26 protein-coding genes and 1 tRNA gene are annotated in these 25,930 nt (G+C 67.0%); 13 read left to right on the forward strand and 14 right to left on the reverse strand.

Annotated features, from left to right (window positions below; genetic code table 11):
• Nucleotides 1-24: 24 nt before the first annotated feature.
• The 4 genes from H0264_RS10400 (at nucleotide 25) to H0264_RS10415 (ending at nucleotide 2,979) form a co-directional block, all read left to right on the forward strand.
• A tRNA-Leu gene (locus tag H0264_RS10400) sits at nucleotides 25-98 on the forward strand.
• Between the two features lie 588 nt (nucleotides 99-686).
• Nucleotides 687-1,298, forward strand: coding sequence for a hypothetical protein (locus H0264_RS10405; RefSeq protein WP_181583768.1), 612 nt, complete (start codon nucleotides 687-689; stop codon nucleotides 1,296-1,298).
• Nucleotides 1,299-1,812: 514 nt separating this feature from the next.
• A complete protein-coding gene (locus tag H0264_RS10410) occupies nucleotides 1,813-2,403 on the forward strand; it encodes a DUF1877 family protein (RefSeq protein WP_181583769.1) in 591 nt (196 codons plus the stop codon).
• 57 nt (nucleotides 2,404-2,460) lie between these two features.
• Nucleotides 2,461-2,979 carry a hypothetical protein gene (locus H0264_RS10415; RefSeq protein WP_181583770.1) on the forward strand — a complete coding sequence of 173 codons (519 nt, stop codon included), beginning with the start codon at nucleotides 2,461-2,463 and terminating at the stop codon, nucleotides 2,977-2,979.
• Between the two features lie 152 nt (nucleotides 2,980-3,131).
• Here the strand turns inward: H0264_RS10415 and H0264_RS10420 are convergent, their stop codons facing one another.
• Nucleotides 3,132-3,767: a TetR/AcrR family transcriptional regulator gene (locus tag H0264_RS10420; protein WP_181583771.1), complete on the reverse strand. Its 636-nt coding sequence runs from the start codon at nucleotides 3,765-3,767 to the stop codon at nucleotides 3,132-3,134.
• A 76-nt stretch (nucleotides 3,768-3,843) separates the two neighbouring features.
• Between H0264_RS10420 and H0264_RS10425 the strand changes: the two genes are divergently transcribed.
• Nucleotides 3,844-4,224 carry a DUF1761 family protein gene (locus H0264_RS10425; RefSeq protein ID WP_181583772.1) on the forward strand — a complete coding sequence of 127 codons (381 nt, stop codon included), beginning with the start codon at nucleotides 3,844-3,846 and terminating at the stop codon, nucleotides 4,222-4,224.
• Nucleotides 4,225-4,248: 24 nt separating this feature from the next.
• Here the strand turns inward: H0264_RS10425 and H0264_RS10430 are convergent, their stop codons facing one another.
• From H0264_RS10430 to H0264_RS10460, 7 genes are all read right to left on the reverse strand, one after another.
• Entirely contained in the window at nucleotides 4,249-4,683 is a 435-nt protein-coding gene (locus tag H0264_RS10430) for a type II toxin-antitoxin system Phd/YefM family antitoxin (protein ID WP_181583773.1), read from the reverse strand.
• A 213-nt stretch (nucleotides 4,684-4,896) separates the two neighbouring features.
• Complete coding sequence (locus H0264_RS10435; RefSeq protein WP_181583774.1) at nucleotides 4,897-5,328, reverse strand: pyridoxamine 5'-phosphate oxidase family protein; 432 nt, start codon at nucleotides 5,326-5,328, stop codon at nucleotides 4,897-4,899.
• 30 nt (nucleotides 5,329-5,358) lie between these two features.
• Nucleotides 5,359-6,606, reverse strand: coding sequence for an SGNH/GDSL hydrolase family protein (locus tag H0264_RS10440; protein ID WP_244976151.1), 1,248 nt, complete (start codon nucleotides 6,604-6,606; stop codon nucleotides 5,359-5,361).
• A complete protein-coding gene (locus tag H0264_RS10445) occupies nucleotides 6,603-7,610 on the reverse strand; it encodes a saccharopine dehydrogenase NADP-binding domain-containing protein (RefSeq protein WP_181583775.1) in 1,008 nt (335 codons plus the stop codon). The genes H0264_RS10440 and H0264_RS10445 overlap by 4 nt, the downstream gene beginning before the upstream one ends.
• Nucleotides 7,611-7,737: 127 nt before the next feature.
• A complete protein-coding gene (locus tag H0264_RS10450; RefSeq protein ID WP_181583776.1) occupies nucleotides 7,738-8,592 on the reverse strand; it encodes an SMP-30/gluconolactonase/LRE family protein in 855 nt (284 codons plus the stop codon).
• A 56-nt stretch (nucleotides 8,593-8,648) separates the two neighbouring features.
• A complete protein-coding gene (locus H0264_RS10455) occupies nucleotides 8,649-8,984 on the reverse strand; it encodes a hypothetical protein (RefSeq protein ID WP_181583777.1) in 336 nt (111 codons plus the stop codon).
• A complete protein-coding gene (locus tag H0264_RS10460; RefSeq protein WP_181583778.1) occupies nucleotides 8,981-10,126 on the reverse strand; it encodes a hypothetical protein in 1,146 nt (381 codons plus the stop codon). The genes H0264_RS10455 and H0264_RS10460 overlap by 4 nt, the downstream gene beginning before the upstream one ends.
• A gap of 142 nt (nucleotides 10,127-10,268) precedes the next feature.
• Between H0264_RS10460 and H0264_RS10465 the strand changes: the two genes are divergently transcribed.
• Nucleotides 10,269-10,793 carry a hypothetical protein gene (locus H0264_RS10465; RefSeq protein ID WP_231083209.1) on the forward strand — a complete coding sequence of 175 codons (525 nt, stop codon included), beginning with the start codon at nucleotides 10,269-10,271 and terminating at the stop codon, nucleotides 10,791-10,793.
• 23 nt (nucleotides 10,794-10,816) lie between these two features.
• On the opposite strand, the gene H0264_RS10470 is transcribed toward H0264_RS10465, so the two are convergent.
• On the reverse strand, nucleotides 10,817-11,593 hold the full coding sequence (locus H0264_RS10470) for a helix-turn-helix domain-containing protein (protein WP_181583779.1): 777 nt from the start codon (nucleotides 11,591-11,593) through the stop codon (nucleotides 10,817-10,819).
• Nucleotides 11,594-11,681: 88 nt separating this feature from the next.
• Here H0264_RS10470 and H0264_RS10475 point away from each other — a divergent pair, with 88 nt between their 5' ends.
• The 3 genes from H0264_RS10475 to H0264_RS10485 all read left to right on the forward strand — a co-directional run bounded on the left by H0264_RS10475 (nucleotide 11,682) and on the right by H0264_RS10485 (nucleotide 13,952).
• The gene (locus H0264_RS10475) at nucleotides 11,682-12,062 is read left to right on the forward strand and encodes a nuclear transport factor 2 family protein (RefSeq protein WP_181583780.1); all 381 of its coding nucleotides are present in this window, start codon (nucleotides 11,682-11,684) and stop codon (nucleotides 12,060-12,062) included.
• Between the two features lie 64 nt (nucleotides 12,063-12,126).
• A complete protein-coding gene (locus tag H0264_RS10480; RefSeq protein WP_181583781.1) occupies nucleotides 12,127-13,011 on the forward strand; it encodes a hypothetical protein in 885 nt (294 codons plus the stop codon).
• Between the two features lie 197 nt (nucleotides 13,012-13,208).
• Nucleotides 13,209-13,952 (forward strand): helix-turn-helix domain-containing protein, encoded by a 744-nt coding sequence (locus H0264_RS10485; RefSeq protein ID WP_181583782.1) that lies wholly within the window; start codon nucleotides 13,209-13,211, stop codon nucleotides 13,950-13,952.
• On the opposite strand, the gene H0264_RS10490 is transcribed toward H0264_RS10485, so the two are convergent.
• The 5 genes from H0264_RS10490 to H0264_RS10510 form a co-directional block, all read right to left on the reverse strand.
• Entirely contained in the window at nucleotides 13,938-15,158 is a 1,221-nt protein-coding gene (locus H0264_RS10490; protein WP_181583783.1) for an acyl-CoA dehydrogenase family protein, read from the reverse strand. The two genes, H0264_RS10485 and H0264_RS10490, sit on opposite strands and share 15 nt — an antisense overlap.
• Nucleotides 15,159-15,300: 142 nt before the next feature.
• The gene (locus H0264_RS10495; protein WP_181583784.1) at nucleotides 15,301-15,624 is read right to left on the reverse strand and encodes a hypothetical protein; all 324 of its coding nucleotides are present in this window, start codon (nucleotides 15,622-15,624) and stop codon (nucleotides 15,301-15,303) included.
• Between the two features lie 49 nt (nucleotides 15,625-15,673).
• Entirely contained in the window at nucleotides 15,674-17,086 is a 1,413-nt protein-coding gene (locus tag H0264_RS10500) for a serine/threonine-protein kinase (RefSeq protein ID WP_231083203.1), read from the reverse strand.
• Between the two features lie 4 nt (nucleotides 17,087-17,090).
• A complete protein-coding gene (locus H0264_RS10505; protein WP_181583785.1) occupies nucleotides 17,091-18,359 on the reverse strand; it encodes a DUF7373 family lipoprotein in 1,269 nt (422 codons plus the stop codon).
• Nucleotides 18,346-19,854 (reverse strand): serine/threonine-protein kinase, encoded by a 1,509-nt coding sequence (locus H0264_RS10510; RefSeq protein WP_244976152.1) that lies wholly within the window; start codon nucleotides 19,852-19,854, stop codon nucleotides 18,346-18,348. Before H0264_RS10510 ends, H0264_RS10505 begins: the two co-directional genes overlap by 14 nt.
• Before the next feature lie 381 nt (nucleotides 19,855-20,235).
• Here H0264_RS10510 and H0264_RS10515 point away from each other — a divergent pair, with 381 nt between their 5' ends.
• The 4 genes from H0264_RS10515 to H0264_RS10530 are packed head-to-tail and all read left to right on the forward strand — an operon-like array spanning nucleotide 20,236 to nucleotide 25,829.
• Nucleotides 20,236-21,177: a glucosyl-3-phosphoglycerate synthase gene (locus tag H0264_RS10515; protein WP_181583787.1), complete on the forward strand. Its 942-nt coding sequence runs from the start codon at nucleotides 20,236-20,238 to the stop codon at nucleotides 21,175-21,177.
• Between the two features lie 34 nt (nucleotides 21,178-21,211).
• Complete coding sequence (locus tag H0264_RS10520) at nucleotides 21,212-22,630, forward strand: condensation domain-containing protein (RefSeq protein ID WP_181583788.1); 1,419 nt, start codon at nucleotides 21,212-21,214, stop codon at nucleotides 22,628-22,630.
• Between the two features lie 7 nt (nucleotides 22,631-22,637).
• Nucleotides 22,638-24,305 carry an MFS transporter gene (locus H0264_RS10525; protein ID WP_181583789.1) on the forward strand — a complete coding sequence of 556 codons (1,668 nt, stop codon included), beginning with the start codon at nucleotides 22,638-22,640 and terminating at the stop codon, nucleotides 24,303-24,305.
• A gap of 42 nt (nucleotides 24,306-24,347) precedes the next feature.
• Nucleotides 24,348-25,829, forward strand: coding sequence for an amidase (locus H0264_RS10530; protein ID WP_181583790.1), 1,482 nt, complete (start codon nucleotides 24,348-24,350; stop codon nucleotides 25,827-25,829).
• Nucleotides 25,830-25,930: the final 101 nt, after the last annotated feature.

The following is a 25,930-nucleotide window of genomic DNA, read 5'->3' on the forward strand; positions in this document are numbered from 1 at the left end:
TACGGCTCGGTAGGCTGACCCCGCGCCCCCGTAGCCCAATTGGCAGAGGCAGCGGACTTAAAATCCGCACAGTGTGGGTTCGAACCCCACCGGGGGCACCTAGCAAACAGCAGGTAGGTCGGGGTTTTCGGTTTCCGCCGATACCGCTTTCTCGATCTCGGTCCGCAATTCGTCCGCAGCAGGCTGAGCCAAGGTGTCCTCTGGCCCGACCCGAACGCACCGCGCAAAGGTGGAGCCCGGACACTGGTCACTCGATGTCCGGCAGGCCGAAGGCCATCATGGCAGTGCCTACCCGATCCCGCCAAGGCCAAGCCCACGGGTTACTACGGGTACACCTCCCAATTGAGCTGCCGCGCAATTCATTTCAGGAGGCGCACCCGCAGCGAGCCTTGACAGCGCCGGGCAGACACCGCCCCGATGTCCCCGTCCCACCAGACAGCGAGAGCCCGGCGGCCTCGGACTCCAGACCCAGGAGGCATCAGTCATTAGGAAAGCAGGGCGGATCCCAGTCGGGTCGTATGGTGACTGCCCAACATCTCAACCCTGGTCACGGTAGGGTTTCGCGAAGTTCCAACGCTCGACCCTCGGGGGAAAACACTGTGACCGAGCCATCTTCCGGGCCGCCTACCCCGCAGAAGCCATCATCACCGCCGACCGGCCGGAAAAGGCCTGATTCGGTCCTCATCATGTCCCTTGTCTTGCTGCTGGTGGCGACCACAATCGCGGCCGTGGTGTGGGTGACCCGTGATCGCGGACCCGACCTGAAATACTCAGGCCAAGGCATAGCCAACGGATGTGACCTGGTGGACCCGTACGTGATTTCTCGATGGGCAACGATTCCACAGAAGCCGATCGACTCCACCCAGAATTTCCTGGGATCTGAGCCACCACCGGATGGTTTCTGGGCGGATATGCCACGGGCACAGTACGGGTGTGCTGCGGTCAACCAGGGTGAGCCGGTCAGCGCCGAGTTTCAGACTGTCAGCGATCGACTCGCATACATCGACTTGTACTTGATCGTCGGCCAGACAGATGAACAAGCCGCCACAGAGTTCGACAAGCTGGACAACCAGAACTCATCGAGGCGTGGCACGACAACTGGATTCGGACAACAAGCCGAGTACCTCACCGACGGGCAGTCGCCGAGCAGCGCCTCGTACACGTTGATCGTCTTGGACGGCAACCTCACCTTTCGCATCACCATCAGCGCCCTGATCAAGGAAGGCGCCGTGGACGCGGCGGAGGTACAGAAGATCTGCGAAGAGCAAGCACGTAGCGTCCTGGAACGAATGAAATAGGCCGAATCCGCGCCCGGAGTAGCAGATCCAACTCGACTGCGAAGACTCGAACCACAACTACGGTCTTCGAGATCGACATCGTGGAACCAACGTCATGAGGCACCACAGCTAGCCTGCCCTCCGGTGCCGGCGACTGATCCTTGACCGATAGGTCGCCGGTCTCCTCCTGGATGATCCTCATCCCTTCGGCGATCTTGCGCGCCGCATTCTCCAGAATCCCGAGAACTGCCACCTGAAACCCGCACAGTGTGGGTTCGAACCCCACCGGGGGGCACATACAGCATGGACACAACATCGGTGACGTGCTCGAGCTGATAGTCCCGAGCCGATGACAGCAGTGACCCTGAAGCAGCGGAAATCCATGGTTGGAACAAGATTGAGCACAACTCCCGTGAGGACCTGACCACCTCCATCTGCGCCCCGGTGAACGCGCTGAACCGGCGCCTCTCTATGTAAAACGTCGGGGTTCGTTGGGCTGTCGTGGATTGGGGACGGTAGAAAATACGATCTTGGGATGGCTATCGATGCTCGATATCGGGCACTGCCTTACGAGCCGCTGCTGGGACGCGCGATGCGGGATCGTGAGGCTGCCGAGGACGCTATCCAGTTCTTCGACAGCCTGGCCACCGAGGATGTCGCGAACTCCCAGTATCGGGATGACCCGATCTGGTTGGAGCTGGCCCCGGTGGCTCGGCGGATCGTCAGGGAGCGGCCCGGCATTCTGGAGCGGTGCTTCAGCACGCGGGCGTGGGATGCGGTGTATTGGTTGCTTGCGCCCAACCGCCGCAACCAGGAGGGCCGGAATCCGACCGGGCTGGCCGAGATCGCCGTGTTCGGGGCGGAGCCCTTCTCTTCGGGCGCGACTGCGGGACAAGGAATTCCGCTCCGCTTCGTGCGACCAGATACGGCCAGGACGGTGGCCGAATTCGTGGAGAGCAGTCTCGAGAGCGTTGCACGGCTGTGCGACCTGGACGCGATGGAAGCCGCTGGTGTCTACAAAGGCCCGCAGGACCGCGATCATCTTCTCGATCTGCTGGGCCGGTATGTCGATTTGTATCGGTCTGCCGCCGACCTGGGCGAATGCGTGCTGGTGAAGCTCGATTGAAACGATGATCACCTCATGACTGGTTCCTTTCCGGCCCGCTTTGACCGATCTGTTCTGTTGGGTGCCTACCTGGATGCGGTGGGGGAGTTCGCCACCCTCCAAGGCAAGACCGGAGCGGAGGCCGAGGCTGCGTATGCGAGTTGGTCCCCGGATGCGGTCATACGCTCGAAGTCGCGTCTGGCCTACCTCGCCGGTCTCGAGAAGTTGTTCGGCACGGATCTCGGACTGCCCGACCCCATGTCCGGTTCCGGCGGCACTCGCCGTCGCCTCCTGCTGAGGTTTCTACTCCAGACGGCCCGGTCGTATCGGGCCATCGGCACGCCGCTCGACGGGTACATGGAAGCCGGCTTGCTGGTGAAGGCCATGGAGGATGTCGGCATCGTGGACACGGTCACCGACGGTTGTGCTCGCATGCAGAGCCCCGCCCGGACGCTGCGGCAGCAGCATCTGGAATTGCTCGACATCCTGCTGCGCGGATTGCTCGGCGAGCGCGCTGATGCGGTCTACGAACTCGACGACCTGGCCGCCGCTGACATTGTCGTACCCGAGCCATGGGATCCGTGGGCAGTCGAGTGATGGATCGGGTACAGGGTCTGTATCCGAGATCCCGATATCGAGAACGCGTGGACACCTGTTCCTGGTGCGGTGCGACGTTCCGACCAGATGTTTCATCTTGTCTGCGACAGTGGTTTCGCGCGTGCCACTCCGGGGCACGCGAATGGTGGACGTCAGCTGGTGTGCGGTCGAGTTCGGCCGTAGGCCGCGAGGAACAGGTCGATCGCCGTGTCGGCGGTGTCTGTCGGTGTTGTTGTGGGGTCGAGCATTCGGGCGTTCAGTGGTGCGCCTACGACGAGCCAGGTGAGCTGTTCTGCGGCGGTGGCGGGGTCGGGGATTCGCAGCTTGCCGCGGTTGTCGAGTTTCTGCAGTGTTGTGGCGAGGTCGGCGATATTGGTGATCCAGCTGTTGTGTAGGTAGGTTGTGCCCACTTCGGGCTGGCGGGCGGCTTCGGCGGTGACCAGTCGTCGCATTTCCACTACGGGTGGGGCGAGAATGCCGGACCGCAGGGTTTGCGCCCAGGTGAGCAGGGCCTCGCGGATGTCGTCGGCGGCCTCGAGATTCGCGAGGGCCGGGCGCAGGGCGTGACGGCCGGCGGCTGCCCAATGCGCTACGACGGCGGCGAACAAGCCTGTCTTGGACGGGTGTTCGCGGTAGAGCGAGGTTTTGGAAATCCCTGCGCGCGTGGCGATTTCGTCCATCGTCGATCCGGCGAATCCGCGCTCGAGAAACACCTCGCGGGCGACGTCCAGCAGTTCGATGCCGGACTTGCCGGGCGGTCGGCCGCGACGTGCACTGGTAGGGCTCATTCCCTCACTTTAGTACTTGACGGTACTAAGTCCGTCGCCCTACATTAAGTACTGAACCGTACTGAAGGAGCTGGCCATGGTTATTGCAGGTGTTGTCGTTGCGGCGGTCGTCTCGTTCGTCATCAGCGCGGCGCTGTATGCGACGCCTCGGGTCGCTGCGCTGGTGTCGCGGACGAGCACTCCGCGTCCCGGGATCGGGGTGCCGGTGCAGATGCTGTTCGTGATTCTGCGTGGTCTGCTCGCGGCGGCGGTGCTCGCGGCACTACTCGTCGCCGGTGACCGGCACGGAGTCGGTGCCGGGGCGGCGCTGGGCGCGATCGTGGCGATACTTCCGGTGACCATCCTCGCCGGGGCCGTTGTTCACGAAAACGTGCCGATCCCAACCGCTTTGGTGCACATGACCGACTGGGTCCTCAAGCTGGTCGTCAGCGGCATCGTGCTCGGGCTGTTCATCTGATCCTGACCCGCCGCTGCCCTTCGCTCAGCGTGGGTGCGCGCCGTTACGGTGTTGGCGCACTGCGACCAACCAGTCGTAGGGGGCGATGACGGCGTCGAATTCGGCCGGGGAATCGGCTCTGAACAATGATCCGTAGCGCTTGCGGATGAGGGTGTGCCGGCCGGAGATGTGGGCGGCGGTGCGGACCGCGCTCAGGCTGCTGCGGGCATCCGATGCTGCTATGAGGCGCTGATTCGCCACGGGGACAGGGATTTTCGCGCAGCCGCGCAGCCAGCTGGCCTGCGAAACCAGTACGGCTTCGGGGCGGCCGCGCCGGAGAATGACATACGCCTCGCCGCCCGTGCAGGCGTCGGCCAGGACCGTGCGCCAGGACATCCGCAGCGCGCGCGAGTCGATACTTCTCATGCTGTCGTCGGACCGCTCCCACCGCGGCGACGGGACGGGCTCGATGGAGTCCAATCCTCTTCTCCTTCACAGCCTTTGGCGAGTCGTCGAGGTAATCGGATGCACCATATTTCCCGCGCTGGTCCGGTGACCAGGATTCGGTCCAGTTCTTGTTCCGCGGCACAAGCAGCGCCCCCGCCCGCCCCGCTACCTTTGCGCCCGGTCACAAGCCGCGACAGGAGAAAGTTTCGGACCCCTACCCGATCCGACGCTGCGAATCGATACAGCTCAGGGGATGTCGAGGGCGGTGCCGTAGAGGCGGGTGACTCGCAGGGTGATGATCACTCGGTTTTCACGGGCTTGCTGCGCGAGGTGGGTTTCAGGGTCGGCGGGGTGACCGGCGAAGGCGAGTAGCTCTCGGGGGCTTGCCGACACCTCGGCTTCGCCTTCGGCGACGGCGAAGGACCAGACATTGGGGCCGGGGATGTGGAGGGCCACGTGAGGGTTGTTGCGGATGTGTTTGGCCTTGAGCCGGTCGGCCGTGGTGGAGATGCGGATGGTGCGGTCGGTGGGGGTCCAGCGGTAGAGGACGTTGGAGAGGGCGGGGTGGCCGGATCGTTTCACCGTTGCCAGGACGCCGAATTGGTTCGCTTCGAGGAGATCGAGCAGTTCGGGTTCGGTCAGGGTTCGGGGGGCGGGGCCGGAATTGTTGTCGCTCATGGGGATTCACTCCTGGGTGGGGAAGGTGGGTTAGAGTCCGCTGCGGGTGACAGCCGCGGCCATGGCGCGGTAGCCGGAGTCGTTGGGGTGCAGGTGATCTCCGCTGTCGAAGGTGGGGTTCAGGGCAGTGCGGTCGGTGGGCGAGGCGAGGGCGGTGTCGAGGTCGACTACCGCGTCGTACTCGCCGCTGGTGCGGATCCAGGTATTGACCTCGTGGCGGATGCGCTCCTTGTCGGGAGTGAAGTAGGGCGAGCCGGCGAAGGGGAGGATGGTCGCGCCGATGATGCGGATTCCGGCGGTGCGGGCCTGGCGGATGAGGTCGCGGTGGCTGTCGATGAGGTGTTCGGCCGTGATTGCGGGCGAGTGCCGTCCGTCCGGGTCGGGGCCACCGCTGAGGCCGATGTCGTTGATGCCCTCCAGGACGATGACCGTGCTGATTCCCGGCTGCTGGAGGACATCGCGACGGAATCGGGACAGTGCGCTGTCGCCGAGCAGCGCTGAATCCACGGTCACGCGATTTCCGCTGATGCCTGCGTTGAGGACGGGGCGGGAGCGCCCGGCGGCGGTGAGTTGCTGGGCGAGTTCATCGGGGTAGCGGCGGTTGGCGTCGGTGGTGGAGAGGTAGCCGTCGGTGATGGAATCGCCGAACGCCACGGTGACGTCGGGCCGGGGCGCTGATCGGAGGACGTCCACGCCGGCCAGGTAGTACCAGGAGCGGGAGGTTTCGATGAAGGGGGTGGCGGTGGCGTCGGCCGCGTGGTTGCCTGCGGCTCGGTAGGTGGTGGCCGCGGCTTGGGCGTGGTGGGTGGCCGGGCCGGTCGGGCGGGCGAAGTACATGGTGACGGTCAGTGACTCCCCGGGAGATACCGCCAATGGCACCGGGTCGGTGGACAATTCGGTGCCGGGGGCGATCTCGAATGCGGAGGCCAGGCCAACTGTCAACGGGCGCAGCGATTCCGGTGCCACCGCCGCGCCGCCGGTACTGCGGGCCACGGTCGCGTGGCTCAGGGCGAGCGGCTCGCGGCCGTAGAGGTTGGACAGTCTGATGCGGAGGGCGGGCCCGCCCGCGCTCACCCGAATGGTTTGCCGCACAGTCTGATCGGCGAAGCCCTGGGCGGACCAGTTGCCGTGCATACCGGTGTCCGGGCGCTGCTGTGCGGTGGCCCACACGGCGGACCAGTCGAGGACCGGTGCGGTGAGGGCTGTTCCGGCGGGGACCAGCAGCATGGTGATCAGGGCGGCGATCACCATGCCGAGCCGGGTGAGGCGCTGTGTCACCGCACTTCTCCGAGCGTCCAGGTGATGCCGAATTCGCCGAGAGCATCGAGGAATTCGACAGGATCGAACAGTTCGGCGGGGGACTGGGCGCCGGGTTTGCCCGCACCGGCGGCGATTCGCACCGCCGTCTCGACGGCCAGTTGGGCGCTGTTGCGGTAGGCGTCGGGGCCGCTGCCGATGCCGCGCAGATGGCGGCCGTCGCGGTAGATGTCCGTGACCATCGAGTAGGCGGCGGGTGCGCCGGGCGTCTCCGGGGCATTGGCCAGATCCGACTCGGTCACCGTGCCGACGATCTCGAAGATCGACTTCGCCAGCACGCCCTCGATCGACGCGGCCGTGGTGTGGCGCGGGATCGTCACCACGGAGGGCTGCGGAAACTTCATGACCGCAATGGGTTCCGGCGCCGCTGGCGGCAGGAAGGTGTCGCGCTGCGGCTGCGGTCCGGTGCGGAATTCGCCGTCGATCCAGGACAGTCCGCCGCTGGTGAACACCTCGAGGTTCCGCAGCACCGTGCGCATGCTGCCCCGCGATCCTTCCCCGCCCGGAGCCGCGAGGTGGCTGAGCACGATCTCGTCCGCGCCGCCGAGTCGCGCCGCCCCGAGGTTCGCGAGCAGATCCCCGAAGATCCCCGCCTCGGTGATGGCCGGAGCCAGCGTGACCCCGGCGTTCTCCGCGAGCGGACCGTACTCGTCGAAGATCTTCTTGACGAACAGCTGCTCGCCCGCCACATCCACGTAGTGCGCACCCGCCGCGATGGCCGCCCGCACCACACCTTCGCCGGTGCCGGTGAAGTCCGGCAGCGTGCTGATCACGACATCGATTCCGGTGAACGCCGCCACCAACGCCTCATGATCATCAGCGGCCGCAACCCGAACCTCGGCCTCGAATCCATTGAGCCGCTCGGCATTCCGCCCGACCACGACCACATCGATCCCGCGTCCCCGCAGCTCGTCGACCGCGAACCGGCCGACGTGGCCACTGGCTCCATACACTGCGATCTTCATGTCGTTCTCCTTGCTCGTTCTTGGTGATGTACTCACCGTAAGAGCCAGGGGAGAGACGTGAAATCATCAATGATCTCTGCCGGATGTCCAATCGTCTCTGCTCCGGTCCATATCGGAGAAACCCCGGTTAGAGGGTGATGTGCAGAAGGTGGCCGTAGCCGGTGGAGGCGTACAGGCTGCCGTCCGGAGCCAGTCGTGGGCTGGTGACATTGGGGCCGCTGAACAGCGTTGTCACCGTGCCGGTTTCGGGGTCGACGCGCAGGAGCTCGCCCATCAGCGGGGAAGTGGTGGACGCGACGTAGATGGTGCCGTCGGGGGCGACGGTGAGGTCGTCGAGCAGTCTGGGCAAGGGCTTGGTCTCGAGGCGTGCGACGACTTCGCGGACGTGGGGGCGGTCGCGCCGGATGCGGTAGATCGGGGAGCTCATGTCCAGGGTGACGGTGAGGTAGAGCCAATCACCCACTGCCGTAATGCCATTGGGGCTGAACAGGTCCGCGACCGCGGCTATCCACTGCTCGTCGCGGCTGCCGTCGGGGCGGATCTTGACGATGCCGACCCCGAATGCGTCGGTGGCGTACAGGTTTCCGTCGTTGTCGGCGGTCAGGCCGTTGGCGCCCCAGGTGGCGTCCGCGACGAACTGGGGAACCGGCTGCTCGGAGTGCGGGTCGAAACGGAACACGTGGCCGAGGGAGGCAGGTCCGGACGGCGCCCAGGCCGCATTGACGTACATCGACCCATCCTGGCCTCGGATGAGGCCGGCCGGAGCCGCGATCGAGAAGCCGCCGGTGATGCGGCCGCTCGCGTCGTAGCGGACGACGCGCTGTTCGCCGGTCTTGCTGACCCACAGCGCGCCCGAATCGTCGAAGGCCAGATTCTCCGACCAGCTCAGGACGGGAATCTGGGCGGGTACGAATACCGATACCGTGGGTTCTGCCGTGGCCGGTGCTGTGGCCGACACCATCGCCGCAATCGTGATGGTCATGAATCCCGCACGAGCACAATGCATTCCGCCACCCCGGATCGGCCGATCGATAGCTCCTATTCTGCGGACCGGTGCTCGGCGGAACCCGCCTGCTCATTGATCGGGCTCGCCGATCCCGAGCGCTCGCCGGGGTTGCGCAGCAGGCGTGTGACCGCGTAGGCCATGGCGCGGTAGGCGAGAACGGCCGGCACGACGACCAGCAGCAGGATGCGGAGGCCGACGGTCGCGGCGGCCACGGCGAGGTAGGGGAGGCCGAGACCGTCCGGTGAACCGTAGCCGTGCCGCTCCGACAGTTCGGCCAGGATCTGGTGGAGGGCGAGGTAGGTGAGCAGGATCGTGGTGAGGATCAGTGGTGTGCGGATTCGTCGCCAGGTGGTTCGCGTGAGTTTCATTGCGCCAGTTCCGGTCCGGAGGTGAGGATGGCCAGGAGCAGGGCGTTGCCGATGACGCCGCCGGTGGCGAAGCGGTGGCGGGAGTCGCGCTGCAGGGACAGTCCGAAGAGGTCTGTGGTGCGGTAGAGGCGGGTGAAGGTGTCCTGGTGGCCGAAGGCTCGGGCGGGGGCCAGGGCGAAGGCGGTGGCGGACATGGAGATTCCTAGGATCAGCGGGCCGCTGTCCATGTCTCCGGGGCCGGTGTGGCCATCGGGATACTCGTGGATGGCGCTGAAGCCCAGGATGTTTCGTTCCTCGCGGAACAGTGCGGTGGCCAGTTCCGCGGCGAGGGAGCGGTCGGCGAAGCCCGCGAAGTAGGCCCCCAATGCGGTGCCCGAGGCTCGGGGTGCGTCGTGTGATTTTCCGTCGGTGCCCATGCGCTGCAACACGAGTCCGGTCGCCCGGTCGATCTGGACCTCGCGGACCTGCTTCGCCCAGTGGGTGAGGACAGGGGAGTGGTCGGTGCCGGTCGCCCGGCCGTGCACCGCGATGGCGGCGGCCACGGCTGCCACATCGGTGGGGTAGGCCTCGCCGGGGAAGGTGTCGAGCAGGGCGGTGGGGGAGGCGAGCAGCCGCCGTTCGAAGGCGGTGATCATGGCGTCGTGCTGTGCCGACAGGTCGGCGGGGAATGCCGGGTCGATCAGGCGGGCCATGCCGAGGGCGAGGGCGGGATACGACAGATAGGCGTGGCCGTTCGCGCTGTCCAGGTCGGTCAGGCCGTCCCGGCCGTGCCAGGCGGCGGTGAATTCGGTGCGCATTTCGGGCAGCAGGCTCTTGGCTGCCGCGCGGGTTGCGATGGGGGCGTAGCGGTCTCGCCAGCCGGGGTGGTCGAGGCAGATCTGGGCCAGGCCGAGGGCGGTCATCTGATGGGCGAGCAGGCCCCACATTTCGGTGAGGCCGGCATCCGAGCCGGTGGCGCGGCGTCGATCGTCCTCGGATTCGAAGGTGACCAGTTCTTCGACGAGGCCGCGGACCAGTGTGGGATCGCCGCGATACCAGTTGTCGGCGTCGCGGGCGCACCACCATCTGGGTAGCACGGCGATGACCGACAGGGCCACGATGAGGCCGAACGCAATCGCAAGCGGCCGGCGAAATCTGCGCAACCGGTGTATCGGACCGGTCGTTCTCCCACTCCCCATGCTCCGAACGTACCTGTCGGCGCGCTGCCCGGCCGTGAGCTGGATCGTCGCTACGATCGGGCTGCTTACCTTTGTTAACGAGAGTTCGGATGAGGGGAGTACGACGATGAAGCGCATGGTTTTCGGAACGGTTGCCGCGCTGTTCTTCGGCGCGGGCGTGGCGGTCGCGGGACCGGCCACGGCGGACGGGGGCGACCCCTGTCAGCTCGGATGGTCGAATGTCGGGCCGCGGACGTGCGCCAAGACCGACTTCAATATGACCCCGGTATTCACCGTCGGCTACGGGACCTGCGCCGGAATGCTGAACACGGGTGGCACCGCCTTCGACGGCCCGCTGTACGAATACTCCGAGGCCCCCGGCGCCGTGCATTCGATCGTATTGCGCATCACCCCAGGCTTTTCGCCGGTGGGTGAGTGGGGCCCGCAGCTGCTGGCCTGCGACATCACCGCGATCGTCGATTGGCGCAATCTCGATACCGGGCAGGCGGGCAGCGTGAGCCGATTCATTCCGGCCTGGCAGCGCCTGTCCCCGGCGATCGTGCTGGCGGAGACCGGTGCCGGGCGCGTTCAGCTCACCGTGCGCACGGACCGCCCGAACATCCCGGCCACGACCGAAATCGTGGTGCCGTAAACGGATTCCGGTGCCGCCCGCTGTCAGGCCCGCAGGTTTTCGAGATAGCGGGCGGTTTCCGGATCGGCCGGGAAGTACGCCTCGACGGCGATTTCGGTAAGGGTGATATCGAACGCGGTGCCGAAGACCGTGAGCGTGCTGAACAGGCGTAAGTCCCTGTCGCCGTGGCGCAGTGCGATCGGCATGGTGATCTCGTCGGGGGTGTGCGCGACCGTGACCGGTGGACCGTATGCCAGCAGTTCCTCGTACAGGGCGGCGAGCTCCGGGTCCGCGGTGGCGCGGACCTGCCGCGCCAGGCGTGGCAGCAGGACGGCGCGAACCTGGCCGAGATTGTGCAATCGGGAGGCGAAACCCTTGGGGTGCAGGGCCAGCCGCATCATATTGAGCGGTGCGGTGAGCAGACCGGGATCTGCCTCGTCGAAGAAGATCCGCACAGTGTCGTTGGCCTGCACCAGATTCCACCGCGGATCCACGGCGAGGGCGGGGTAGGGCTCGTGCAGGTGCAGCAGGCGCTGCACGGCCTGCCGGGCGTGCGTAAGCTCGGGGTCGTTCCAGGGGCGGCGCTGGTATCGCGGGGCGTGACCGGCGGCCATGAGCAGTCGATTACGTTCGCGCAGTGGAATATTCAGATGCTCGGCCAGGTGCAGGACCATATCGGGGCTGGGAATGGTGCGGCCGGTTTCGACGAAACTGATGTGGCGGGCGGAGACGTCTGCCTGGAGCGCCAGGTCGAGCTGGCTGAGCCGGTTCCGGCGTCGCCACTCGCGAAGCTGCTCGCCGATCGGCCGATCACTGTCCATGGGGCCAGTATCGGGACGGCGACCGAGTGCACGCCATTACCCGGCATGTAATCGACACCGGGGCAGGCGCTTCGCCAGGCTCGACGGCATGACGGATACAGCTACAGCCGATCGCAACAAGGCTCTCGTCCAGCGTGGATTCGCGGAATTCGCGGCGGGCAATGTCGAGGTGCTCGAGGAGCTCCTGCATGACGATTTCCTCGAGCACAGTCCCGGAAATCCCTCCGGGAAAACCGCTTTCATCGAATACATCGCCAACGCGCCGGTCGCGTCGGCGCGGCTCGACCTGGCTCGCGTCATCGCCGACGAGGAATACGTGGTCGTGCACTACCGCATGACACCCGCCGCCGAGCCCGTCGAATACGCGGTCGCCGACATCTGGCGGATCGCCGACGGCAAGATCGTCGAGCACTGGGATGTCGTGCAGCCGATGCCCGAGGCCGGGGAGATCCCGCACGGCATGCTGTGATCCGCCGGTCGGGCCCGATGGCATGCTGGAGGTTGCCGGGCGGGCACAGATCGGAGGATGTCGCGTGCGCTACCGGAGAGAACTGGGATGGCTGCACCTGGCGGTGCGGGTGGTGCTGTCGCTGTTGATGATCGCCTTCGGCATGGTGAAAGTCATTCCTACGCAGTTCATCTCGTTCACCCTGCCGGGAGAGATGCTGGTGACGCTGGGGGAGTCGTCCTCCTCGGGGATGCTGTGGAAGTTCATGGCCACCTCGACGCCGTACACGGTAATCACCGGGTTGGTCGAGGTGGCGGGCGGTGTGCTGCTGATCTTCCGGCGCACCACGCTGCTGGGGGCGCTGGTCTGCGTGGTGGCGCTGATCCAGGTGAGCATTCTCAATATCGCCTATGGCGTGCCGGTCGTGGTGACGCCGCTGGTCATGCTGGGCATGGCGGTGCTGGTGTCGGCTCCGTGGTGGCAGCGGCTCATCGATGTGCTGATTCGCAATCGTGATTCGGCGAAACTTCCGGAGCAGCCGCTGGTGGCGGATGTGCGACTGCGCCGGGCCGGCGTGGCCGCACATGTGGTGGCGGCCCTCATCGTGCTGACGGCGATGGGCGCCAACGGTTTTCGCCAGTATCACAATTACGGGGACAGATTGTCACCGCTCGACGGGGTGTGGGCGGTGGACGAATTCCGGGGCGCGGGCCCGGCCTGGGTGCGAGTGGCCATCGAGGTCCGGCCGGTCGCGCAGCGGCTGGTGGTCGTCCGGGCCGCCGGTGACAACCTCGATCGCGAGTTGCTCGTCGATGATTCGACATCTGCTCTGCGACTGGGGGATTCGGTGCTGGCGTGGACCCAGGCCGACTCGACGACCCTGCGCCTGACGGGCACGGTCGACGGCGTGTACACCGAGGTCGCACTGCGCCGCCTGCCGTTGCGCAGCGACTCGCGCGAATTCCGCTGATCAAGGTGCGATTCGGCCGACGATCATTTGCACCCTGACCGTCGGCCGAATCGCGGAGTCACTGTAACAGTTTACTGTCACCTGGCGTCACGTTTATCGAAAAATTCCATGGACCCGGCGACCTACCCGCCCGCGGCCGATCGGTAGGTTCATCTACCGGACGGTATCGAAAGCAGTGTGCTCTGGAGGTAGTTCGGATGGTCGATTCACACCGGGCCATCGCGGGCTACCTGCGGGAACGCCGAGAGTCCCTGGGCCTCAGCCGCGCCGCGCTGGCCCGCCGGGCCGACGTCTCCGAGGGGCTGATCCAGAAACTCGAGCAGGGCACCCGCCCGCCCACGGCGACCGCCCTCAGTGCGCTCTTCGACGCCCTGGAGGTCCCATCGATCTTCCGTGATCACGCCGCCATGGTCCTCGAGATCGAGCTGACCGGCGGGGCCGGTGCGATCCTCGAACTCACCTGGGTGGAATTGGACTTCCTGGAGAGCATTCCGTACCCGGCCTGCTACCACACCGGCCCCACTCTCGACCTGATCGCCACCAATACTGCTTACGCCCAAGCGTTTCCGGGGCAGAAGCCCGGCATGAGCGTCATCGAGTGGCTCCTGCTGGACTCGCGCGCCCGCGAGGTCGTCGAGGACTGGGAACGCGAAGCGCACATGGCGGTGCAGTCCCTGCGTCACCTGGCCCCGGGCATTGCCGCGCCGGAACGAATCGACGAGATCGTCGCGCGGTGTGAGGAGTCGCCCGACTGGCATCGCCTGTGGACGACCGACATCACCGCGAATGTGCTGCCCTGGCGGCCGGTTCGCATCCGGCTGCTCGACGGCGGCGAGTGGACCCCGATGCACGTGCAGAACATGCGTTGCGAGGTACCGCGCCAGGGCCTGTGGCTCTACTCCATGGTCCCGATCCGGGAGCCGGAGCTAGCCGCCGAGTAGACCCTTGGCAATGTGCGTGACCTGGATTTCATTGCTGCCCGCGTAGATCATGAGCGACTTGGCGTCACGGGCGAGCTGCTCCACCTTGTATTCGGCCATATAGCCGTTGCCGCCGAAGAGCTGCACGGCCTCCATGGCGACCTCGGTCGCGGCGCGGGAGGAATAGAGCTTCATGGCGGAGGCTTCGGCCAGGGAGACCTTCTCGCCCGCGGCGGTGCGCTCGATGGCGTTGAACACCATGTTCTGCACATTGATTCGCGCGATCTCCATCTCGGCCAGCTTGAGCTGGATGAGCTGGAACTGCGCGATCTCCTTACCCCACAGCTTGCGCGACTTCGCGTAATCCACCGAGAGCCGGTGGCATTCGTTGATGATGCCCAGCGCCAGCGACGCGATGCCGATGCGCTCGGCCGCGAAAGACTCCTTGGCGCTGTCCTTTCCATCGCCCTTGGCGGGATTCTCGGTCTCCCCGAGCAGGCGGTCCGGGGTGATGCGCACATTGTCGAAGAACAGCTCACCGGTCGGCGAGGAGTTCATGCCCATTTTCTTGAAGGCCGCACTCTGCGTGAATCCCGGCATGCCCCGGTCCAGGACGAAGGTCAGCACCTTGCGGTCGCGCCGATCGGTGCCGTCCTCCTCGTCGAGTTTGGCGTAGACGACGGTCACATCCGCATGGGGACCATTGGTAATGAACGTCTTCCGGCCATTGAGGATGTAATCCTCGCCGTCCCGGCGCACATACGACTTCATTCCGCCGAAAGCGTCTGAGCCCGAATCGGGTTCGGTGATAGCCCATGCGCCGACCTTCTCGAACGTGACCAGCTCCGGCAGCCACCGCTTCTTCTGCGTCAGCGTTCCCCGGCTGCGAATGGTCCCCACCGTGAGCCCGAGGCTCACTCCCATCGAGGCCACCAATCCCAGACTGACTCCGGCGAGCTCGCTATTGAGAATGACCCCCATGCTGCCGGATCCGCTGAACCCTCCGCTCGGCTTGCCCGAGGCCCCGGTCTCTTCCCGCTCGATGGCCTTGGCCAGCGCCTCCCGGGCCATCTCGTCCAGCCCGAACGTCGCGTACAGCTTCCGGATGATGTCGAACGGCGGCAGCGCCCCACTCTCCAGCTGGTCGACGTGCGGCTTGATCTCCTTCTCGATGAACCCGCGCAGCACATCGCGGAACATGAGATCTTCGTCGGACCACTGGTACATGAGGTGAACTCCCGGGGGATCGCCAGAACGTTTCCCCGAATATAGAACACGTTCTAGAAATCGATCATGCTGGCCCGACCTCCGAAACCGCTGTAGCCCCCTCCGGACGGGAGGGGGCTACAGCCGTTTCGCGCGCGGTGGTCTACCGGGCGGCGACAGCCGACCAGCCGTAGTGCGTCGCGGTGGTGCCACCCGCCACCGAGGCGACGGGATCGCCCGAGCAGTCCTTGTTGTCGAACACCAGGTAGGTGCGCGAGCTCTGGTTCTCGAAGCGGATATCGCGAGGGAACCCGCTGGCCCAGCAGTTGTCGAGGTCGCTGATCTCGAGGGTGCCATCGATGATGACCACCTCACGGCGTTCGCCGGACCCGAACGATCCGGTGGGGAGGGCGGAGGCGGCGGGCGCCGCGGCGGCAAGAGCGGTAAGGGCGAGAAGTCCTGCGGCAGTGCGCATTACCGATTTCATCGGATGATGGTATCGCCCGGGGTGCGACTGCCGGCATCCGGTGCACGAGTCAAACCAGTTCCATCTCCCACCACTGCTCGTAGAGGTCCTTGCCCGAGGCCATGCCGTAGGCCTCGAGGGCGCAGAAGTTGCGGTCGGGGGTGTCGAAGCGGATCTCGAGGTTGCCTACGGTGGTGCGGTACTGGTCGGGGCTGGTGCGCCAGACGGCGGTGCCGGTGCCGGTGCCGTGGGACCAGCGGGCGGTGCCGGGGTCGGTGCCGCCGGGGGTGGCGGCGGGGTACTCGGTGCGGTCGGTGCGGCAGGTGACCTGGAGCCACCACACGGTGTTGTTGTCGCCGGTGCACACCACGGCGGGGGCGGTGGGGTCGTCGACGGCCTCGCACGTCATGTTCAGATAGCCACGGGTGGATGGTTTGGCGGGGAGGATCGAGGTGAAGGCGTCCACGATGAATGCCGCATTGCCCCAGGGGGACTCGGGGGCCTGGGTGGTGGGGGGTGCCACCACGGCGGGCTGTGGGCTGGGGCCGGCGCTGGTGTCGGAGGGTGCGGCGTCGGTGAGGACGACGGCGGCGACCGTGGCGGCCACCGTGGCCGTCGCGGCGGCCGCCAGTGCGCCCCGGCGGGTTCGGCGGATGCGCTGGAAAGTCTTGCCGCCCAGGGTGGCTCGCGCTGCTTCGGCGAGTTCGCCGCAGCTGCGGAAACGCTCGGCGGGATCCTTGGCGAGGGCGCGCGCGAGGACGGCGTCCAGTGCGACCGGCAGGGTCGGCGCGATCCGGCTGGGCCGGGGCGGGGTGGCGGTCAGGTGCGCGTGCACCATGGCGGCGGTGCTGTCGCGCGGGTAGGGGACCTGCCCGGTGAGCAGGTGGTAGAGCGTCGCGCCGAGACCGTACACGTCGGCGCGATGATCCAGGGATCCGCCGCGAATCTGTTCCGGGGCCGCGTAAGCCGGTGTGGCCCGCAGCATTCCGGTCGCGGTGGGGTCGGCGGCTTCCCGGGCGATGCCGAAATCTGCGACCAGCACCCGCTCATCATCTTGCGTCACCAGGATATTGGCCGGTTTCACGTCCCGATGCAGCAGCCCGGACCGATGCGCCGCATCCAATCCGCGCGCGGCCTGCGTCACGATGGCAATGGCGCGTTCGGCGGTCAGCCCGCCGTCGCGCACCAGCTGTGCGGAATCCTGTCCGTCCACGAATTGCATGGCGATCCACAGTAATTCGCCGTCCTCGCCGCTGCCATGGATGGACACCACATTGGGGTGGTCGAGCCGCGACGCCAGTCTGGCCTCGCGTTGGAAACGTTCCCGGAAGCGCGGATCGGCGCCGCGCGCCAGCACTTTCAGCGCGTCGTAGCGGGGGAGCCGGGGGTGGCGGGCCAGGTACACCGCACCCATGCCGCCCGCTCCCAGCAGGCGTTCGATCCGATACCCGGCCACCTGGCTGCCGGACTGTAGTTCACGCACGGGCTTACCGGGTATTGACCAGCAACGCGTACTGGGCGGCGGCCCGCTGCCGGGTGAAGGTCTCGTCCGGCCCGATCACCGTGGCCATATAGCGGCCGTCGAGCAGATAGCAGCGGTTGTAGGGATCGGCGCCGTGGAATTCGATGCGATAGCAGAACACGTCCGGCACGCCCGCGGGCCCGGCGATCACGGTGCGGTCGCCGTCGGTGGAACTGGTCACCTGCCGCGCGATGGCGTCCACCAGCGCCTGGTAGTACCAGCGTGCCTTGCTCGCGTCGGTGAACCGGTAGAGGGTTTCCACCCCGGTCACCGCCATCCGATCGATGCCGAGCTCGCCGGGTGCGGTGGGATCGGTCTGCTCGGTGCGCATGAGGTGATCGACGCCGCCGGGCCCGAAGACGATGCCGCCGTTGAGCCGCATGCCGATGGCCACGGACACCTCGTCGATGTAGTTCTCGCGCCGGCTCAGCGACGGATAGGTCCACTGCCCGGGGCGCATGGACACCATGCGGCGCAGCACGCCGTCCGGGTCCAGCGGCAGGTCGGCGAGCCTCCCGGACGGGGTCGGGGTGAAGGTGTCCAGCTGCGGCAGCTGCTTGTCGAGGGTGGAGGCCGCGACCGCCGCCAGGGCGGTCGAATCCGGTTCGGGCAGCCGGATGTACAGCGCCACCAGGAACGAGCCGTGCGCGGTGTACACCCCGAGGGTTGGCACGCCGGGACGCCAATGACTGTGTGCCCCTTCATGTCCGGGAATCGTCACGGGCTCGTTGCCCGCGCCCGCCGCGAAGTCGGCCTCCTCGATCCGCTGTGCGGCCGCGGTCGCGGCACCGGCGTCGGGGAAACTGAGGACGGTCACGCGGATCATCCTGGACTTGGCCGCGAGCGTGGATCGTTCGCCGCCGGTGTCGTTGGCGCCCATGGAATATCCGGCGATCATGCCGTATTCGGTGAGGATCGGACGGGCGACGTCGGCGAGAATGCCGACCGAGGCCAGCGGTGTGGGAACCAGGGCGGGCGTCGCGTAGCCGAGGGTGCCGATCACATCGATCGGGTTGATCACCGCGTCCGCGAGCCGCGCCGACTCCACTATGCGCCCGTACGAGGTCTTTCCATTGCCGGGCACGGGAAGCGGCGTCGTGTCCCAGCCGCCGACGTCGAGGACGCCGAGCCCGGCCGGTTCCGGCGTGCCGGGCACGGTGGAGGTGCAGCCGGTGACCAGCCCGACGGCGAAAAGCGCTGTCACCCAACGTGGCAGGCGTTCAGAGCGGCGCATCGATCCACCACTTCTCGTACAGGTCCTGTCCGCGAACCTCATTGGATCCGAACGAGTACAGGTAGCAGAGGTTCCGTTCCGGACTGTCGAAGGTGACCATCAGGCCGTAGGTGTAGCCCTGCGCGGTGTCCCCGTCACCCCAGACGACGGTGCCGTTCTCGCCGCCCTTGGTCCAGCGCTGTTCGCCGTGCTGAGTTCCGAAGGGGAAGTTCGGTTTCGGCCGCGGCGTGCGATCCACCGTGCAGGTGAGGACCACCATTTCGAGGGGGTCGCCGTCGCTGTCGCAGCGCACGCTGGCCAGGCCCTCCGGGGTGCGGTTGCGCGGGACCACGGTGACGACATTCTTGGAATCGACCGCGTAGCAGTTCATTCCCTTGTAGCCGAGCGCGGTGGGGAAGGACGGCAGCAGGTTCGGGAACCGCTCGGCAATGTAGCCGTAGACACCCCACGGACCGGAGTCGCCGGTGACCGGTGTCGTGGGAGCCGCTGTCGTGACCGGTGTTCCGGACGGACCGTCGGTCGCCGCGGCGTCGGAGGATGCCCGCAGGGTTACCCCCAGTACGACCGCCAGCGCGGCCACGAGCCCGATCACCAAGCCCGCCAACAGCATCCGCCGACGTCGGCGCGGGTTCGGCAGCGCCGGTTCGGGTTCCCCGCGCAATGCCGCCCGCGCGGCCGTCGCCAGTGCGCCGCAGCTGGGGTATCGATCGCGCGGCTCCTTGGCCATGGCTCGCGCGATGACCGCGTCGAAACCCGCTGCCAGTGCCGGATTCACCGCGCACGGCCGCGGCGGCTCCTGCTCCAGATGCGCGTGCAGCACCTGGAGCGGATCCTCGTACCGGAACGGCACGAACCCGGTGAGCAGGTGATACAGCGTGGCCCCGAGGGCGTACACGTCGGCGTGATGGTCGATGGCCTCGCCCGAGAGCTGCTCCGGCGCCGCGTAGGCGAGGGTGGCCAGCACCATGCCCTCGGCGGTGAGGACCGTGCTCTGCTCGGTCGCGCGGGCAATGCCGAAGTCGGTGACCAGCACCCGCCCGGGCGTCGCGTCGAGCTGTCCCGGCGTGGTGTCTTCAGGGGCGGCGACCAGGATATTGGCCGGTTTCACATCGCGGTGCAGCAGTCCGGCGGCGTGCGCGGCGTCCAGTCCGCGCGCCGCCTCGGTGACGATGTGCACGGCCTGCTCGGCGTTCAGTCCCGCGCGGACGGCTTCGGCCGCATCGGTTCCGGCGACGAACTGCATGGCGATCCACAGCTGTTCGTCGTGGACGCCGCGGTCCAGCACCGACACCACATTCGGATGCTGCAGCCGTGCCGCCAATTCGGCTTCGCGCAGGAAGCGGGCCCGGCTCTCGGCGTCGGTATCGCCGGTGAGCACCTTCAGGGCCACCGGCCGGGCCAGCTGCGGATGGCGGGCCAGGAACACCGCGCCCATGCCGCCGGCGCCGAGCTTGCGCACGATGCGATAGCCCGCGAATTCCTCGCCAGGCAACAAGGTCCCCACCCCGATCCGAACTCCGCACTCCTCGCCCATGCGGCGAACGTCTCGAAGGCTAGCATGGCGTTCGTTTGCGGAAGAGTTCGAATCGGACGGAAATTAATTGTCGCGCACAGGGATAGGGGAGTGCGACGCGCGTCACTAGGATTCTCCGGGGCGATGCCGATTACTTTCGAAAGACTGTCGCTATGTCCTTTTTGGGAGGTCTGTGACAGGTCTGGTTAATGCACGGTAACTTCCGTCTGAAAGCTGTAAACACGAGTGGTCAGCTGCCCAGCAGAGTTGTAGCGTCAGCGCATCGCACCGTCGCGATTCCATGTTTCGAAACATTCTCGAATCGAGAGCGGGCGCTCTCCCGCTTTCGTGAACTCTCGTTAGGTGGTTGCTGTGGTCGGTCTGCTCGCAAATGAATCCCATGGCGGAATCCGAACCTGGTCCGCGCCCAATTGGAGTGTGCCGGATCTGATTGCCGCCAAGGGTGATCGAACCGTGTCGGTGGTATTGCCGGCCCTGAATGAAGAAGCCACGGTGGCGGATGTGGTGCGCGCGGTGCGCAGCCTGCCCGATGGCCTGGTGGACGAGCTGATCGTCATGGATTCGGGGTCCACCGACGACACCATCCGAGTGGCCCGCGCGGCCGGTGCGCTGGTCGGCCGGCGCGAGGACGTGCTGCCCGAACATCCGCCGGTGCCGGGCAAGGGCGAGGTGCTGTGGCGTTCGCTGGCGGTGGCGTCCGGCGACATCATCATGTTCATGGATTCCGATCTGATCGAACCGGATCCGCAATTCGTGCCGAAACTGATCGGGCCGCTGCTGCTGGACGAATCCATTGTTTTCAGCAAAGCCTATTACCGCCGTCCATTGCTGACCGGGGAAACGTTCGACGAATCCGGCGGCGGGCGCGTCACCGAACTCGTGGCGCGGCCATTGCTGGCGGCCCTGCGCCCTGGATTGCGCCATGTTGTGCAACCGCTCGGCGGTGAGTACGCCGCCACTCGCGAAGCGCTCGAACGATTTTGGTTCGCCTCCCACTACGGCGTCGAAATCGGTTTGCTGATCGATGTCTTCGACCATTACGGCGCGGGCGCGATCGGACAGGTCGACCTCGGTGTGCGCAAGCACCGCAACCGGCCCCTGCACGAACTCGGCGTCATGAGCCGGCAGATCGTCGCCACCGCGCTGGAACGCTGCGGACTCGCCGATTCGGGCGAGGGCATCATCCAATTCCCGCTCGGCGCACACGGATTCACGCCCCATGAGGCCGCCCTGCGCACCGAGCACCGGCCGCCCATCGGCTCCCTGCTGAAAATCGCTTCCTGAGTACGGCTTTCGAGAAGAACGAGGAATCTTCGCCATGATGCAGAGCGGGCTCATCGACGACTGGCGGCCGAAAGGCGGCCAGCTCACCATCATTCGTCCCAGTGAGGTTTCCCGTGCCGCGGCCATTCGCGCCCGCACCGACGCCACCCCGCCGTCCTTCCAGCAGGACGCCTATCTGGAGATGGCGCGCACCGCCAAACTCACCGGGCAGCGTTTCGACCGGCTCATCCTGTGCGCCTTCACCCTGCAGGGCGTGCCCGATATTCCGGCGCTGGTCCGCGCCACCACCACGATCGTGCGTCGGCACGACGCCTTCCACAGCTGGTTCGAGATCGACGCCGAATACCGCGTACTGCGCCGCGTGGTGCAGGCCGAGGACATCCATCTCGTGGCCGATTCGTGGGGCGAGATTGACGGCCCGCTGGTGAGCCGGATCGTGCAGCACGTGACACCCGGTCCGAGCAGCTGGGACTGCTTCACCTTCGCCGTGATCGATCACGGCGGCTCGTTCACCGTCGTCGTCGCCAGTGACCACATCAACTGCGACGCCATCTCCGGCGCCATCATCAGCGGCGAATTCGCGCAGCTGTATTTCGACCCCACCGGGGCCGAGCGGCTCGCGGCGGTGCCGGTGGCCAGCTACCGGGCGCACTGCGACCGGGAACGCTCGCTGGCGGCACAGCTGGAGACCGACTCGCCGCAGATCGTGGAGTGGGCCGACCGCATTCGCGCCAATGGCGGCCGGTTGCCGAGTTTCCCACTGCCGCTGCGGGATACCGATTCCACGGCCACCACGCACGCGGCCTCGGACCGGCGGGTGCTGCTCACGGGCGCGCTCGCCGACCGCTTCGAGGCCGAATGCGCCGCGGCCGGGGTGCGGCTGGTCTCCGGCATCTTCGCCGCCGCGGCCTACGCGGAGTACGAACTCTCCGGGCGCACACGGTATTTCAACCTCTCACCGAAGAGCACCCGCGCCGATGCGGCCGAACGCCGGTCGGTGGGCTGGTACGCCAGCCTCATCCCGATCGCCTTCGACTTCGACCCCGCCGACGGGTTCGAAGTGGTCGCTCAGAAGGCCGAGGCGGCCTTCGTCGCGGGCAAATGGCTCTCGGACGTCTCGCTGCATCGCGTCGTCGAATTGCTGGAGGAGCGTGAGGGATTCGAGGTGCGGCGCGGCTGGGTGGCGCCCATGCTCTCGTTCCTGGACCTGCGCAAGCTGCCGGGCGCGGAACTGTTCGAGGCGCTCGAGTTCTCGTTCTACGGCAGCCGCGGCACCTCCGAGGAGGTGTACACCTGGGTGCAGCGCACCGCCGACAATATCTGGATGGCCTCGCTGTTCCCGGACACCGGCGTCGCGGCGCGGTCCATGGCGCGTTACGGCGATGTGCTGACCCGGGTGCTGGAGTCGATCGTGCACTCCGGGTCGGGGCTACCGTCCGGCGCCGTCGCCTAGGCCCGGCATGAGCGCAATCGGCCTACAGCGGGAAACCGCTCTCCCCGTGCGTGATTCGTCGGCCTGGGTGGCGATCGCGGCGGTGTTCATCGCCGTGTTCATGCAGATGGTGGACGCCACCATCGTGACCGTCGCCATCCCCGATATCGTGCGCGATCTCGGCGCCACCTCCTCCCAGTCGTCGATGATGCTGACGGGATACACGGTGGCGCTGGCCTGCTCGCTGCTGCCGAGCGCGCGACTCGGAATGCGCTGGGGGCGTGGCGGTTTCTTCACCGCCGCGCTCACCCTCTTCGTGGTGGCCTCGGTGCTGTGCGGCATCGCGCCGACACCGCCGGCCCTGATCGCGGCGCGCGTGCTCCAGGGCGCCGCGGCCGGAGCGGTGTCGGCGCAGCCCATCGCCCTCATTACGGCGCGGTTCGCGGACACCGCGCGCCGCAACCTGGCCTTCGCGCTGTACGGTGCGACGGCCGGCACGGCCGCCATGCTGGGGCCGCTGGTGGGTGGAGTTCTCCTGGGCGCCAACCCCTTCGAGCTGTCCTGGCGGTCGATCTTCCTGGTCAATCTGATCCCCGGGGCGCTGGCCCTGGCGCTGGCCGTGCGGCAGGTGCGCGGCTCGGTGGCCTCCCAGCGCAGCCCACTGGACGCGGTGGGCGCGCTGCTGGCGGCGGCGGGGCTGTTCCTGCTGATCTACGGTCTCTCGGTCGGGCGGGAACACGATTGGTCGCCGAAGATTCTCGCCATGCTGGCGGCGTCGGCGGTGGTGCTGGTGGTCTTCGCGCTGCACGAGCGGCAGGTGGCGGCGCGCGGGGGATCCCCGCTGGTCGATCCCCGCCTGTTCGCGTCGATGCGATTCTTCGGGTGGATCGTCGCCTGTCTGGTGGTGTACGGCGTGTTCGCGGCCTACCTGTTCACCATGTCCATATCGCTGCAATACGGGCTCGGGTATTCGGCACTGCGCACGGGCGTCACCACCCTCCCGTTCTCGGCGGGCGCGGTCATCGGGGCGCTGTCCGCGCCACGGCTCGCGGATCGGCTCGGAAACCGCATGGTGGGAATGGGTTTCGCGCTCTTCGGCATCCTCCTGGTGGGCTGGGTGCTGGCGCTGGACCCGGATCCCGCGAGCCTGTCGTGGTCACTGCTGGTGATTCCCTTGGTACTGGGCGGATTCGGGGTCGGCGTGGCGGCGGCCCGATTGCAGATCGCCGTGGTGGCGGCGGTGCCGGCCCGATCGGTGGATTCGGCGTCGGGCCTGGTGCCCGCGGCCCAGCAGGTGGGCAATTCGCTCGGGGTCGCCCTCATCGGCATCCTGTTCTTCCACTCGGTGGCGGTGGCGGCGCCCGATGCGGTGGGCCGCGAACAGCAGGCCCTGAAACAGGAACTGTCGGTGAGCAATCCGTACGCACCGGCGATCGCCGACGAATTCGCCCGCTGTGCGACCCTGCAATTGCAGTCGGCGACGCCCGAGCGCACGCCACCCGGATGCGACCATTCCGGAGCCGCGGCGAATCCGGGCCAGGCGGCCATGCGCGCGCAGGTGACCACCGCTGTCGGGGAGGCCGCACAGCGTGTCGCCGGAACGGTTTTCGTGTCCGCGTTCCGCACCACCGCCGTGGTGTTACTGGTGCTGGTGGCGATCTCCGGGGTGCCGTTCGTGCTGCGCCGCAGGCAATGAGAGCCCAGTTGAATACTGGTCGGTAGGGCTAGTATTCGGGCGATGAGGTACGACGAATATCGCGGGTTCGATGCGGTCGGATTGGCCGATCTGGTGCGGCGCGGGGAGGTCCATCCGACCGAACTGCTGCGGGTCGCGCTGGAGCGATGCGCGGAGGTCGATCCGGCGCTCAATGCCATCAGCCTGCTGATGGAGTTGAACGGCAAGGAACTGGCGGGACGGGCCGAGCCGGGCGGTCCGTTCGCCGGGGTGCCGTTCCTCATCAAGGATCTCGTCCAGGACTACGCCGGATATCCGACCTCCTGCGGCACCGGGCCGCTGCGTGGAGTTCCGGCCACACAGCACAGCATCGCGGTACAGCGCTGGCTCGACGCCGGACTCGTCATCTTCGGCAAGACAACCACCCCGGAATTCGGCAGCAAGGCCATCACCGAGACCAGAACCTTCGGCGCCACCCGCAATCCGTGGGACACCGCCCGCACTCCGGGTGGATCGTCGGGCGGGTCGGCCGCGGCCATCGCGGCGGGCATCGTGCCCATGGCGGGCGCCAGCGACGGCGGCGGCTCGATTCGAATCCCCGCCGGCAGCACCGGATTGTTCGGCCTCAAGGCCGGGCGCGGGCTCATCCCCAGCGGGCCGGTGATCGGTGACTTCCTCCTCGGCGCGGCCACCGAGGGCGTGCTCTCGCGCAGCGTCCGCGATACCGCGGTCATGTTCGACGTGCTCGGTGTGCCGGATCCCGGTGCGCCCTATATCGTCGCGCGCCCCGAACAGCCCTACCGCACCGCCGTCGACACCCCGCCGCGCCGACTACGCATCGGCTTCAGCCACGAATCGCCTTTGGGCACAGCGGTGGACGGCGAGGCCGTGAAAGCCGTCGAGGATGCGGCGCGACTGCTGGAAGAACTCGGCCACACCGTCGAACCCGCCGCACCGGTCGTCGACGGCAAGCAGATGGCCTTCGATTTCATGACCGTCTGGACCGCCTCCGCCGCGACCGACCTGGCCCGCGCCTGCGCGGTGAGTGGCGCGGCCGCAACGGATTTCGATATCGACACCCAGGCGCTGGCCGCGGTCGGCCGCGCGGTGCCGGCCCCCGAACTCATGGCGGCGCACGGGCGCTGGAATGTCTACACCCGCGCGCTGAGCGACTTCCATGCCCGGTACGACCTGTTGCTCACTCCCACCCTCGCGGAACCGCCGCTGCTGATCGGCCAGAACCGCACGCCCGCGCTGGCCGATACCCTCCTGCCGCCGCTGCTGCGCCTGGGCGCGGGAAAGGTCATGTCCCGCACCGACTTCTATCGCGACCTGGTCACCGCGAACCTCGCCGCGGTGCCCTTCACCCAGCTCGCCAATATCACCGGCCGCCCCGCCATGAGCGTTCCCACGCACTGGACCGCCACCGGCCTGCCGCTGGGCGTGCAGTTCGTCGGCCCCTCGAACAGCGAATACCTGTTGCTCCAGCTGGCGGCCGAAATCGAAACCGCCCGGCCCTGGTTCGACCGTCACCCGAGCATCTGACGAACCCGCGTCGGACGGAACCCCTCGTCATCCCGGCATGCTTTTGGCCGGGATCCACACTTTCGACAGTGTGGATCCCGGCCAAGAAGCGCGCCGGGATG

The organism is Nocardia huaxiensis, from assembly GCF_013744875.1.
In the GTDB taxonomy this organism is placed as follows: Bacteria; Actinomycetota; Actinomycetes; order Mycobacteriales; family Mycobacteriaceae; genus Nocardia; species Nocardia huaxiensis.